The sequence below is a fragment of the Pedobacter sp. N23S346 genome (assembly GCF_048515415.1).
In the GTDB taxonomy this organism is placed as follows: domain Bacteria; phylum Bacteroidota; class Bacteroidia; order Sphingobacteriales; family Sphingobacteriaceae; genus Pedobacter.
In genome coordinates this window covers 443,864-456,905 of the sequence record NZ_JBLYEE010000001.1, presented here as the reverse complement: position 1 = coordinate 456,905, position 13,042 = coordinate 443,864, and the positions used below count along the sequence as shown (strand labels likewise).

14 protein-coding genes are annotated in these 13,042 nt (G+C 38.7%); 7 read left to right on the top strand and 7 right to left on the bottom strand.

Annotation, left to right across the window (positions count from 1 at the left end; all coding sequences use genetic code 11):
• Positions 1-4: 4 nt before the first annotated feature.
• Positions 5-370: a DUF6249 domain-containing protein gene (locus tag ACN1CD_RS01955; RefSeq protein ID WP_419128566.1), complete on the bottom strand. Its 366-nt coding sequence runs from the start codon at positions 368-370 to the stop codon at positions 5-7.
• 121 nt (positions 371-491) lie between these two features.
• Between ACN1CD_RS01955 and ACN1CD_RS01950 the strand changes: the two genes are divergently transcribed.
• The 4 genes from ACN1CD_RS01950 (at position 492) to ACN1CD_RS01935 (ending at position 2,631) form a co-directional block, all read left to right on the top strand.
• Positions 492-1,055 (top strand): Crp/Fnr family transcriptional regulator, encoded by a 564-nt coding sequence (locus tag ACN1CD_RS01950; protein ID WP_419128565.1) that lies wholly within the window; start codon positions 492-494, stop codon positions 1,053-1,055.
• Positions 1,056-1,123: 68 nt separating this feature from the next.
• Positions 1,124-1,444: a DMT family transporter gene (locus ACN1CD_RS01945; protein ID WP_419128564.1), complete on the top strand. Its 321-nt coding sequence runs from the start codon at positions 1,124-1,126 to the stop codon at positions 1,442-1,444.
• A gap of 126 nt (positions 1,445-1,570) precedes the next feature.
• Complete coding sequence (locus ACN1CD_RS01940; RefSeq protein WP_419128563.1) at positions 1,571-2,152, top strand: RNA polymerase sigma factor; 582 nt, start codon at positions 1,571-1,573, stop codon at positions 2,150-2,152.
• Positions 2,149-2,631, top strand: a complete 483-nt coding sequence (locus ACN1CD_RS01935; protein WP_419128562.1) for a hypothetical protein — start codon at positions 2,149-2,151, stop codon at positions 2,629-2,631. Before ACN1CD_RS01940 ends, ACN1CD_RS01935 begins: the two co-directional genes overlap by 4 nt.
• A gap of 51 nt (positions 2,632-2,682) precedes the next feature.
• On the opposite strand, the gene ACN1CD_RS01930 is transcribed toward ACN1CD_RS01935, so the two are convergent.
• The 6 genes from ACN1CD_RS01930 to ACN1CD_RS01905 form a co-directional block, all read right to left on the bottom strand.
• Complete coding sequence (locus ACN1CD_RS01930; RefSeq protein ID WP_419128561.1) at positions 2,683-3,210, bottom strand: RBBP9/YdeN family alpha/beta hydrolase; 528 nt, start codon at positions 3,208-3,210, stop codon at positions 2,683-2,685.
• Positions 3,211-3,321: 111 nt separating this feature from the next.
• Complete coding sequence (locus ACN1CD_RS01925) at positions 3,322-3,513, bottom strand: cold-shock protein (protein ID WP_025141747.1); 192 nt, start codon at positions 3,511-3,513, stop codon at positions 3,322-3,324.
• A 104-nt stretch (positions 3,514-3,617) separates the two neighbouring features.
• Positions 3,618-4,544 carry a hypothetical protein gene (locus ACN1CD_RS01920; RefSeq protein WP_419128560.1) on the bottom strand — a complete coding sequence of 309 codons (927 nt, stop codon included), beginning with the start codon at positions 4,542-4,544 and terminating at the stop codon, positions 3,618-3,620.
• A gap of 14 nt (positions 4,545-4,558) precedes the next feature.
• Positions 4,559-5,425, bottom strand: a complete 867-nt coding sequence (locus ACN1CD_RS01915) for a phosphodiester glycosidase family protein (RefSeq protein ID WP_419128559.1) — start codon at positions 5,423-5,425, stop codon at positions 4,559-4,561.
• A 229-nt stretch (positions 5,426-5,654) separates the two neighbouring features.
• Positions 5,655-8,168, bottom strand: coding sequence for a zinc-dependent metalloprotease (locus ACN1CD_RS01910; RefSeq protein ID WP_419128558.1), 2,514 nt, complete (start codon positions 8,166-8,168; stop codon positions 5,655-5,657).
• 85 nt (positions 8,169-8,253) lie between these two features.
• The gene (locus tag ACN1CD_RS01905; RefSeq protein ID WP_419128556.1) at positions 8,254-9,501 is read right to left on the bottom strand and encodes an aspartyl protease family protein; all 1,248 of its coding nucleotides are present in this window, start codon (positions 9,499-9,501) and stop codon (positions 8,254-8,256) included.
• Positions 9,502-9,553: 52 nt separating this feature from the next.
• Here ACN1CD_RS01905 and ACN1CD_RS01900 point away from each other — a divergent pair, with 52 nt between their 5' ends.
• Genes ACN1CD_RS01900 through ACN1CD_RS01890 form a run of 3 tightly spaced genes read left to right on the top strand, consistent with a single transcriptional unit; the run spans position 9,554 to position 12,989 of the window.
• Positions 9,554-10,882: a D-alanyl-D-alanine carboxypeptidase gene (locus ACN1CD_RS01900; protein WP_419128555.1), complete on the top strand. Its 1,329-nt coding sequence runs from the start codon at positions 9,554-9,556 to the stop codon at positions 10,880-10,882.
• A gap of 43 nt (positions 10,883-10,925) precedes the next feature.
• Positions 10,926-11,939 (top strand): glycosyl hydrolase family 18 protein, encoded by a 1,014-nt coding sequence (locus ACN1CD_RS01895; RefSeq protein ID WP_419128554.1) that lies wholly within the window; start codon positions 10,926-10,928, stop codon positions 11,937-11,939.
• A 3-nt stretch (positions 11,940-11,942) separates the two neighbouring features.
• Positions 11,943-12,989 (top strand): aminotransferase class I/II-fold pyridoxal phosphate-dependent enzyme, encoded by a 1,047-nt coding sequence (locus tag ACN1CD_RS01890; protein ID WP_419128553.1) that lies wholly within the window; start codon positions 11,943-11,945, stop codon positions 12,987-12,989.
• Positions 12,990-13,042 lie beyond the last annotated feature (53 nt).

The window sequence follows — 13,042 nt, the reverse complement described above, 5'->3', positions numbered from 1 at the left end:
GCACTTATTTTGAGGAATCTGAATCAATTGCCTTCTTCTCGATAATAAAAGAGGTGATCAATCCGAGGCCACCAAAAATCCCTATAAAACCAAAGTAAATCGCTGCCGCCTGACCTTCTTCTACACGGGTGATTTCAGGTCCGAAAACACCTTTTACTGTGAAAAGAGCTACCAGGAGACCGATCCCTAAACCAACCATTAACAAGCCGAATTTTAAACTTAGATAAGGTTTTGGGGCAGATCGTGATACGCCAGGATGAATGCCACGTTCGATCATAGCCATTTTTTCTTTATTTGATAAATAGCGGATTCCGAAAACCATTGCGAATGTGCCCAGGAAAATTGACATTGGAACTAATACTTCTTGCATGATAATATTTTTTAGATGTGAATTAATTTCTATTGTTTTGAACCGTGTTCTGTGTATTATGACTACAGCATTTTGAAACAGGTTACACCTTGCCGGGAAAAAATTAATAGCTTTATCAATCTTGCAAAAACAGCTAAAACATATCGCCATTTTTAAATCACTTAGCAATGATGCATTATTGGCCGTTTCCAATCACAGTCAGGAAGTGAGTTATCCTAAAGGCACCATTCTGATTCGGGCTGATAAGATAGAACCCTATTTTTATATTCTTAAGAGCGGCATTGCCAGGGCATATTCTGATGGTGAAAATCAACAGATTACCTTTTGGTTTGGAGAAAGCGGAAGTGTATTATTTTCCTTTAATAGCTACATTAATGATAAACCGGGCTATGAAAACATCGAACTTTTAGAGGATTGTATATTGATTCGAATTCGGCTCACTGATTTATTTAGCTTATATCATGCAAATATTGAGATTGCTAACTGGGGTAGAAAAATGGCAGAACAGGAACTGATTGCAACAGAAAGACGATTAATCGACCGATCATTTAAAGGTGCGGCAGAACGTTATCAGGAATTTACAGATCAGTCGCCAGCACTACTCAAACGGGTTGCATTGAAGCATATCGCTTCTTATCTAGGGGTTACCCAGGTTACGCTAAGTAGAATAAGAGCTGGTAAATAATTCATTTTTTAACAAATGTAAAATGTGATCCAGCAGGTGCTTGGTACCTTTGTACAAACACATTTTACATGAACTGGATCATTTTAATTATAGCCGGGCTTTTCGAAGTTGGCTTTACCACTTGCCTGCAACTATCTAATAATTTTACGAATATAAAGTGGACAGCAGCATTTATAGTCTGCATTGGTTTGAGCTTTTTTTTGCTGAATAAGGCAACACAAACGCTCCCAATGGGAACTGCATACGCCGTATGGACGGGAATTGGTGCTGTTGGAACGGTCATCGTAGGCATTATTTATTTCAATGAGCCTGCTACTTTCTGGCGGATATTTTTTATTTGTACTTTGATCGGATCTATCGCAGGATTAAAGTTTTTTGCGCCTCATTAGTTGAGTTGCGAGTTACATGTTAAAGGGTTATGATTATCACTCAAACTGGTAACCGTTAACTCGTAACCTGCAACTTTTTAAAAATGCTGTAACCTCCATCCCGCAACTGTAGTCTTATAGCTAAACATGGAGCAAACCAACACAGATTTAATACTGATTGCAATGATATTGAACGGGCAAACCGATCAGTATTCCTTGTTGGTTAAACGCCATCAGCGATTTGTATTTACGCTTGCCCTTCGTTTCGCAAAAAACAGAGAAGATGCAGAAGAGATTGCGCAAGATTGTTTTATAAAAGCTTATAAAGCACTCGGCACTTTTAAGCAAACTTCGAAATTTAGTACCTGGCTATATACCATTACCTACACCACAGCCATGACTTTTCTAAGAAAAAAACGCCTGGATACATTGTCAATTAATGATGATGAAACTTTCTTACAACTGGAAAACCATACCTCAGGTTTTATGGCCAACGGATATGAAAAAATAGATAGTTATAAGTTTTTAAACGAAGCCATTACACAACTGGCTACAGACGATGCAGCAATTATCACCCTTTTTTACCAGGGAGAACAAAGCTTGGAGGAAATTGGTGTAACTCTTGGTATGGCCCCAAACACTATAAAAGTAAAATTGCACCGCGCCAGACAGCGGTTAAAAGAAAAATTACAATATTTGTTAAAGGATGAAGTAAAGGAGCTATTATGAATACAATAGAACAACAACTTTGGGATTACATAGATGGAAATTTAGATGCGACCCAAGCTAAAATCATTCAGGAGAAGATTGATACAAGTGCTGAAATCAAATTTCAATATGAAGAATTATTAAACCTTAATCTTGCTTTTAATGAAATAGAATTCGAGGAGCCTTCTATGTCTTTCACCAGAAATGTGATGGAGAGTATCGAATTAGAACCGGCGCCGATAGCCCTGAAAACGAAGGTAAATACCAATATTATCTATGCCATCGGTGGCTTTTTTGTCACCGCTCTTATGGCCTTATTTGGCTATGTTCTTTACCATTCCAATCTCGAATTCTTAAATTTTAGTATGAGACTAAACCTCAACTTTGACTGGAACAAACTCATCAACCCGGCAGCCATCTATGGATTTTTGTTTGTTGATTTAGTGATTGGGTTGGTGTTTCTGGATAGTTTATTGAGAAACAAGGCTGCTCATAAGTGATCGTCATCGGATGAATATATACATGCTGCCGATATTCATCCGATGACTTATTCACCCCAAGCTTTTCAAAATCTCCAGGCCCACTGGCCATTTGCCATACCCGGAATCAGCATTAATATGACCTGCATCTCCGATATTAATCAACTCGCTTCCCCAGTTCCTGGCAAAAAACATAGCCCTTTCCATGCTTACCCATTCATCATTTGTACTGGCCACTACAGTGGTTTTGAAGTTGATTTTATTTAACGGAACATGATCAAAACCAACGGTTGGGAAATCATATCTGGGTGCTTCTAAATCACTTGGCGCAACCAATAATGCCCCTTTAATTATTTTTTGAGTCTGTTTGGCCCAATTGGCAATTGCCGTACAGCCTAAACTATGGCCAATCAAAACCACAGTAGATAAATCATAACCAGAAAGTGCCTCATCAATGTTTTTAACCCAATCAGCACTGGCTGGCGTATCCCAATCCATTTGATTAATTCTGACAAAATTGTCGCCTGAATTTTCGAAATGTGTTTGCCAATGATCTGGGCCGGAATTACCCAATCCAGGTACAATAAAATAATTCGTCATAAGTAAAACTCTGCAAGTGATTGTTTTGGTGATCAAATGAAAATTCAAAAATTTTTGGAATAAAAAAAGCCCCGATTGTGATCGAGGCCCCTTTGTAAATATGATAATAAATTAAATTACTTTCACATTAACGGCATTTAAGCCTTTTTTACCGTTAGCAACTTCGTACTGTACTTTGTCGTTTTCACGGATTTCGTCGATAAGACCTGTTGAATGAACAAAAATTTCGCTATCGCCGTTAGCAGGTACGATAAAGCCAAAACCTTTAGTTACATTGAAGAATTTTACTGTGCCTTCTTGCATTGTATTAAATATTAAAATTAAGTCTGCAAGGTAAGTTTTAATTTTTAAAATCAAAATAAATTTTAACATTTTTTTAACGTTAAAATTTTGTAAACATCAGATTACTAAGGGCTTTTAATTGCCTTCCCAACAATCATCACTGTGATTTCACTATTATGCGGAATTCCGAGCGTGGTTCCGGGGATAACATTAAAAAGGTTTCTAACGTAAATATCTGCCACTCCCTGCATCATCCTCTTTTTACCTTCTACGGCCTCTGGCAGTACCCCATTTACAGTCAAAATTCTAATGGCTCCTGTATAATCTACAACAGCTAAACATTCATATGCAAAATCCTTATACGCCCGCTGAATTTCAATCCTATACCTGGGAAACATATAATCGTAAGCGGCTGTTCTTTTTTGCAGCTTATCTACCGTGCTAAACTTTTCTACTTTTACAATTTTGCTCTTCGGAATAAATTGTACAGGGACCCTGGCTGCAAAAGCATCCGTGCCCATCCGGTTAACTTCATCAGATCGTTTTTTGATAAATAAAGTATCTGCCTTTGTAGGCTTCTGTAAAACAGATGCAGTAGTTTTTAACTTATTTTTAATATAGGCCTGCGCATAAAACGTCATGTTTACATCCGAACGAATATCGTCGGCAATCACTTTCCCATCTACCTGAATCCGTTGGAAAACCAGACTATCTTTGCTAATGTGTTTAACTTTAAAAAATTCCTCGGCGAAGTTGTACACATTTCCATGATCATACTGCAAATAAAATTTTTGCATCATCTGCTTTTGAGGGCTCCAGGCCATCATCGTGTCTTCAGCAGCCACCTCAATAATCCATGAAGGCTCCTGCATAAAACCATCCTTATTGAAAGATAAATTATCACTAAAACGACGCTTCACCTCCTCATACCGAATGCCCTTTACCGGCGCAAAGCTGAAATCTCTTAAGGTTGCGTCATTCTTTTTCGACCTCGAATTGCAAGCCGAAAGCATCAAAACGACAAAGAAAAGTCTTAAAATATTTTTAATCATTAGCGCTAAAATAATTATTTCTTTTTAACCAGCACCACATTTGCTATTTTACGCTGCCCTTCATGGTCCCATTTTTTATTATCTGTAGGATAATTGATCACACCGTGATCTGGCATTCCATCAATCCACAAGGTGGTTGATCCGCCACCATCAAAGTTAATGGCGCTTGTACAACCCAGCCATTTCATCAACTTTGTCAACTCCGGTAAACTCATACCAGCAGAATTTTCATTTCTCCCATCAACAGTTAACAAAATTACCCTACCATTTGCTTTAATCCCTAAACAAGTTCTTGGATGGCGAAGCTGGGTAAAAGAGGTGGTATCCAAATCTTCATTCTGACCATTATAAATTAATAACGGACCATTAAGCAAAACATTTCCTTCGGTGAGTTTTGTTTCCCAATCTGCGGTACCATCCCATGTTTTAATGGCAATTTTTCCTTTTTCAATAACTATAGCCGATTTTTGATGTTTTGCACGATCATTATTTTTACCAAGTTGATTGGTATTGATGATTTTACCATTCACCCGAACGAAATCAACTGAACCACCGTTTTTTACGTCGAAGAAATTGCCGTTCAATGCAACTATTGCCGTATCTCTTCTACCAAAATCGCTCGTTGTTAATAATTCCTTCTCCTCAGCCCCAAGCGCAAAAACTGCTTTTCTTCCTGAATTTTTTACTTCTATAAAAGAAATATTTTCGTTTGCTGCGAAAAGGTTATTGTTGTTAAAATGATGGCGAAAAAGTTTTACCTCACGGGCAATTCTGGTTTTCTGCCATTTGGTTTTTACTACACCGATGGAATCAGCATTTTGTGCAAAGCCAGGCAACACATAAAAAAACAAAACAACGATGGTGGGTAATTTTTTAAACATGGAATTTAATTTTCCATAAAATTAGTGATTGCTTTAAATATCAAATTAACCCATCAATAATTATACAACAAGTTTGTGCAAAAAAATGGAGCGATCAATTTAATGATCTGCTCCGTGTTTTTTATGAGAGAATTAGGGAATGAAAGAATAATTGAATTAGTAAATGATAGAATGATTTGTTATACGCCTATCCAAATTTATCATTCTCTCCTTCAATCTTTTTATTACTTTATTTCTTCGGGTCTAAAATATCTTTGATTCTGATATTTAAATCTTCATAATGTGCTTTTGTAATGGCATCACCTGCAGCCGATCTTGCTTTGGTGGTTGCCAACAACGTTTTTAACTCTGCTCTAACCAATGGTCTGATGTCTGATAATGCAACATTAACGGGGGTTAAACCATAGCTCGCGGCATAATCAACCGGGAATCCAACCGGAAGTTCAGACTCTTTCGTCATTAGATTTTCCAAACGATCTACATAAGCGCGTTGTAAATTGCGTTTAAATGCATCTGCTCTGCCTGCAGCAAAAACCGAAACCCTTAAATCAGTAAACATCTGCGGTAAAGTGTAAGCCTTTGCAGGGCCGTTTTTGGTTTCGTTATCCAATAAACGGGCAAGACGCGGCGCGGCTAACAAGTTGCCCAGGGTGTTGGTTTGAACGGCTTTAATACGGTTTAACAAAGCGCCGTTATCAAATTTGTTTAACTGATCATTGCTGATTAACCACAGCGGGGTGGTAAACAATTGCTGATTGAAAAAAGTAATTGCCTCTTTTTGTTTAGCTTTTGGCAGATAAGCGTAAACCGGTCCTGCCTGATCATAAGTTTTAAAGTTTTCACTTAAGCCACCAACATTCGTGGTTACATGGCCCATGTAGCGATTAAACTGACCTATAATTTCTGTATAAATTTCTTTTAAATCGCTGTAATCCTTGCCTTTCTGGTATGTCCATTTCTCTACATTTGGGAGAATGCGTTTTAGATTAGCAATACCATACATACTTGCTTTCATGGCATTATCGCCTAAATCTTCACTCTGTAAACGCGGATCTAAGCTTGTTCCCTGGCGACCATAAAAATACAATGGATTACCTGCATTTTTCAACACCCATTGATTTAGAATTTCTTTTTCCTGCTCAGCAGTTTTATTTCCCGGAAGCCATGAATATCCCCATTTAATTGACCATTTATCATATTCGCCAATTTGTGGGTGCAGTTTAGTTACACCATCACCTGGTTGGGCGATATAGTTAAAACGGGCATAATCCATAATAGATGGTGCCGTTCCGTGTTTATCGGTGAAAGATTTAGAACGCAATGAATCTACCGGATAAGCATAACTCGATCCAAAATTGTGTGGCAAACCTAAGGTATGGCCAATTTCATGTGAAGACACAAAACGAATTAATTCTCCCATTTGCGCATCCGTAAACTTGGCTTTACGCACTTCAGGATTGATGGCAGCTGTTTGAACGAAATACCAGTTGCGCAACAAATTCATCACGTTGTGGTACCAGCCGATATGCGTTTCCAAAATTTGTCCGGTACGTGGATCGCTTACATGCGGGCCATAAGCATTGGCAATATCCGAAGCGAAATAACGCACTACCGAATACCTCGAATCTTCTACACTAAACTGCGGATCTTCCTGGGGAGTTGGCGCTTGTTTACCAATAATGGCATTTTTGAAACCCGCGGCTTCAAAACCAGCCTGCCAATCGTTAATTCCCTGAATAAGATAAGGTACCCATTTTTTCGGCGTTGCCGGATCGATGTAAATGATTATTGGTTTTACGGGTTCAACCAGTTCACCTCTCAAGTATGCCGCGGTATCTTTTGGAACCAAATTCCAGCGGTGAATGTATGCCGTACGTTCTGCTTTTTGAGCATCTGTTCCATAATCCAACTGCGATTGACCGAAGAAACCTACCCGGCTATCCATAATCCTTGCCTTAACCGGAGTTTTTGGCAATAAAAGCATCGAAGTGTTGAATTCGAAAGTCACCGCAGCATTGCTGTTGTCTGTTGGCGATTCTGCCGCCTTGTAAGTTTTCGCTGTTTTAACCTCAATATTGATTGGAAAAGTTTTAACCGTATCGATGTAAGAACGCGTTGCATCATATACAGTTACTTTGTAAGCCTTGCGGATTTGATCTGTGGCACCAATCGCCATGATGTCGCCATTATAAAAATCGGTCACATCGATCACCACACCTGTGGTATCTTTATTGTAGGCTTTAATGTCGAAACCAGCCAAAATCTGATCAAGATTGGAGTTTTTAACAGATTCATACATATCACTTTGGGGATCTGCTTTAGTTGCATAGCTTGGTACTCGAATGTAAACCTGCTTCCCTCTCCGCTCCCATTTCCAAACCTGTTGATTGAGTTCTTCACCACCATATTGCTGGTTGCCCACCTTTACACCTACCGGTGCTTTCGCCAAACGGGTAACTACCAGCATTTCGCGGTTTACTAAACTATCTGGGATTTCGAAATACCATTTATCATCTACCTTATGGGTTTTAAATAAGCCATTGGTGGTTCTGGCTTTGGCCGTAATTACTTCAGAAAATGGTTTAATTCCTTCTTTTTTTGCCGTTGCGGGTGTGGCTGTTGCCGGAGTAGTTGGGGTAGTTGTTCCCTTTTTGTTTTTCTTCTGCGCATATGCTGAATTTGATCCTGCCAAACCAAGCGCAATCATACCTGCAAATGCAAGTACGCCAAGTTGTTTCTTCATTGATGAATTGATAAGTATTATAGAGTCCGAAGTTAGAGGCTTGTTACTTCAAAATGTTCGTGTAACTAGAAAATTACTGGCGGAATCAGATTCTTTTTTCCAGCCGTACAAGTTTAAAGAAAACATGCTTATCGCGATAGATTTCGAAGATAAGTGTTCTGTTTGGCCACGATTTAAACAGCTCACTAATGTCATTCAATGTATAGGAATCAATCGATTTAAAATCAATTGCAATAATCTCATCCTGCGGACAAAAACCTGCTCTTTCTGCTGGCGAGTCTTCGTCAATTTCGCCAATTAATACTCTTTTAAATTCATTTTGCTCCAGGTAAACCACCATACCAAGCATATCATGCTGGAAAGCTTTCCTGCTGTTTGAGTTGGGTTTGAGGTATAAAAAACCTTCCTGATAATTGAACTGAACATCGAATTTACGCAGAATTTCTCCTCCTAAATTTCCGTTCCGATTGGTGAGGTCGATCTTCTTTGAAATCGATTCAAAATTTGGAAATCCGGCCACGACATTGTCGAACACATATTTGCCAATGTAAAATTTAGAAATCCTTCCAACGTGGCCTTTTATCTGTCCGCTTAAACTCATGCCTAAATTTGCTTTAATTTTGAGGTTTGGAGCAGGGAATGCACCGCCATCCAACATATCCATCGATAAGGCATGGCTTGCACCAGTATCAATTAGCAAGCGTGTTTTCACCCTTACCGTATCATTAATAACTACTTCTGTGGCGATATAAGGTTTATTTTTTTCGATTATGATCGGAACTTTACTCCCACGGTATTTCACCTTACGCTTTAGATCATGAAAAATGAGGTGATTACTACTGTACCTGATGTCTACAATGAAACTATTGAAAAAATCGAAACCAACTAATCCGAAAATTTTAATCCCCAGGTGACCTGATAAATTAAAAAGACCTTCTTTCAAAACCGCTGTGGGGATGTACTTGATCTTCGCACTTCCTAGCTGCGCACTTACATTCTGTGAGACATAAGCATCAACATTTTCTACACCCAAACCCGATAATTTGATTTTGCGCATGGAACTGAAATTGAGCGAATCTATAATGGAGGGTTCCGTAATAATTAATGGTCCAACGCCAGTATCTAACACAAAATCGTAAGGCCCTTTGCCATTTACGAACAATGGAATAACGATGAGGTTTTTAATGCATTTAAACGGAATAGATTGCTTTGTTCTGTTGCCGGAGAAAGCAAAATCCTGTGCATAAACATTTAAAAGAGGCAAAAAGATAGCCATGCAAATCATTACTTTGCAAAACACCGAAAAGGTTACACAGCTATATTTGGCTAACATTAAATTAAATTTAATAAATTAGTTGGCAATTATCAATTTCTAATTGAGCACGATGTTTCACAATAAAGTTTACTATTCTTTTCTTACCGCGTCATTCCTCTTCGCATCAGCCTTAACGAGCTGTTCTACAGACCATATCATTGCAAAAAAAGTAGCTAAAGAATTCAAAAATTCGCTTGTAATTAAGCAGTATCAGGTTGGTTTTGCTTTGTATAATATGGAAGAGAAAAAAATGATCTTTCAAAAAGATGCCGACAAGTATTTTACACCTGCATCAAACACCAAACTTTATACTTTTTATGCGAGTTTAAAAATGTTACCGGAGTTGATGCCTGCTTTGAAGTACGTAGAACGAAATGATTCTTTAATTTTCTGGGGAACGGGAGATCCTTCTTTTTTACAGTTTGCCATAAAAGATAAATCGGCCTATAATTTTCTACAGGCCACCAATAAAAAACTCTTTTTTGCCCCAGATCGCTATTCCGGATCTTTTTTTGGTGATGGCTGGAGCTGGGATGATTACGATTATTATTATCAGCCGGAAATTACCGAAATGCCCATTATGGATAACATGGTGACTTCGACCTATGCTGGCGCGAATAAAATCAACATAGAACCCAAAGTTTTTGCACCTTGCTTTGACGTTGATTCTACTAAAACTACCGGCAATTTTCAGGTAACGAGAGATTTTTTAATCAATCACTTCCGCTACCCGGCAGTGGCAGTGAAACCGGGCTATAATCAACAAAACCCTTACAAAACCAGTATGCAAACCACCGTTGAGGTATTAACCGATACTTTGCATAAATCCGTTGGGATTGTAAAAATGAAAATCCCAGCTGATGCAAAGACATTGCCTGGAGCCCGGCGCGATTCCGTTTTAAAACATATGATGTTGCCAAGCGATAATTTTATTGCTGAACACCTGCTCCTGGTGTGTTCCAATCAAATTGGAGATACTTTAAGTACGATAAAAGCGATTCAGTACATCACCAAAAACTACCTGTCGTTCTTGCCCGATAAAGTGAAATGGGCAGATGGCTCAGGTTTGTCGCGCCAGAATTTATTCACCCCAAGAGATAATATTTACCTGCTCGATTCGATATATAAACTGGTAAACAACAGAGAAAAGCTTTTTGATATGTTACCTGCAGGAGGTAAAACCGGAACATTAAAAAATGCTTATCCGAAAACAGATCAACCTTTTATTTATGGCAAAACCGGATCGCTTGGTGGCGTACATAATCAAAGTGGTTATGTGTTAACCAAAAAAGGTAAAACTTATATTTATTCTTTCATGAATAATAACTTTATCAACCAAACAGCAGAAGTAAGGGCAGAAATGGTTAGAATAATGACTTATATCCACGATGAGTTTTAGCATATCCAGTCGATTGTTACACCATTAAATTCAACTCAAACCTATGAGAAAATTATCCCTTTTGATTTGCGCTTTTGCATTGCTGGCCATATCATCCTGTAAAAAAAGCGATGGCGTACCTGATGTTACACCTGCGCTACCTTATGTTTCAGACAATAGCTTCAAGATAGTTTCTTATTTCCCGAGCTACCGCGATCCGGCGGGCGTGGCTGATGCCAAATATAAAATGATTACCCACCTGTTTTATGCTTTTTTAAATCCGAATCCGGATGGATCTTTAGCTCCACTGGAGCAGCCCGGAAGGTTTGCAACTGTGATGCAAAAGGCCCGGACAAATGGTGTTAAAACCGGCATTTCCATTTCAGGAACAAGAAGTATTTTCGTAACCATGGCAGCATCAGCATCGGCGAGAAATCTTTTTGTAAGGAACGTTTTGTCATTTGCCCGGACAAATAACCTTGATGGAGTTGATCTGGATTGGGAATATCCAAGCACAGCAGATGGATCTGCAGAAACTTATTTATTGCTGGTAAAGGAACTATCAGATTCTTTACATCAGCACCGTAAATTTTTAAGCGCTGCCATTACCCCTGGTGTTTATTCAGGTAGCATTCGCGATGGTTTAAAGTCTGAAGTTTTTCCACTCGTTGATTTCTTTAATATTATGGTTTATGATGGAATCGGTTGGGACAAAGAGCAACCCATTCAGCATGCTTCTTACAATATGGCCGTTGCGAGTTTAAATTACTGGCTTGGAACCCGTGGAATGCCGAAAGAAAAGGCCGTTTTGGGGATTCCTGCTTATGGCAAAAACGCATCGAATGCAAGTAAAGCCTATCGTGAATTTGTAGCAGCGAACAGCGACATCAGCCTGGATTATGCCACCATAAACGGGGTTGAATACTTTTACAATGGAACCGTAACCACCAAAAGAAAAGCTACGCTTGCAAAAGAAAAAGCCAATGGAATCATGTTCTGGGAATTCTATCATGATGATAATTCGGATAAATCAATTATAAAAGCCGCCAATGATGCGCTTGGAAGAAATTATAATTAAGCAATGAATCAGCAATTCCAATCGATCACTCAACCTTTTTCGAGCGAAACAACCATCAATGGAAAAAGCTATTTGTATTTCGGAGGCACGGCTTATTTAGGGATTCCGCAGCATCAGGGATTTCAGGATTTCTATATTGATGGAATTAAAAAATTTGGTTTAAATAATGGTACCAGCCGGAGTAATAATATTCAACTGGGTATCTACAATGAGGCAGAAAAATCAGCGGCAGCGCGTTACCATGCTGAAGATGCGCTCATTACTTCAAGTGGATACCTGGCCGCCCAGCTAACCGTAAAATACCTGGCTAATTTCGGTTGTGTAGTGTATGCCCCAAATACTCATACTTCTCTTTGGATCAATGATCCGCCAGCTGTTTCCGGCACTTTCACGTCCTGGAAAAATAACATCATTGATCAAATTAATACATCAGCAGAAAAAAACTGGGTGCTGATTAGCAATTCGATGAACAACCTGATGCCCGAAATCTATGATTTTAATTTCCTGACCGATATTGAGATTGATAAAAATATCACCCTTATCATTGATGATTCTCACGGCATTGGTGTAAATAATCAGGGCTTAAGCGCGCTATCTGCGTTGCCTAAAAAAGAAAACATTTCCTGTATAGTGGTTGCTTCCATGGCTAAGGCTTTGGGTGTAGATGCAGGCCTGGTGTTAGGATCACAAAAAATCATCTCAGCATTGAAAAGCACCAATATGTTTGTTGGCGCTTCACCACCCGCCGCCGCAGGACTTCATGCTTTTATCCATGCCGAAAATATTTATAAAGATCAATGGTCTAAGCTTCAAAAAAATATTGACTTGTTAAAAAGAAATTTGGATGGTGAATGGAAATTCGCACCAGGCTTTCCGGCATTTTTAATTGAAAATTCAAGTATTGATCAATACTTGCTTAAAGAAAACATCCTCATTTCATCCTTTCCTTATCCAACAAAAGATAGTGATCCCATTAACAGGATCGTCTTAAGTAGCTGGCACGAAGAAAATCATATTACTTCTCTGATTCAGTCACTATCAAAACGATGAGGCTCTACCGCTCTTTAATGTTAAGCATTCGATAAAATAACACTATATTTATT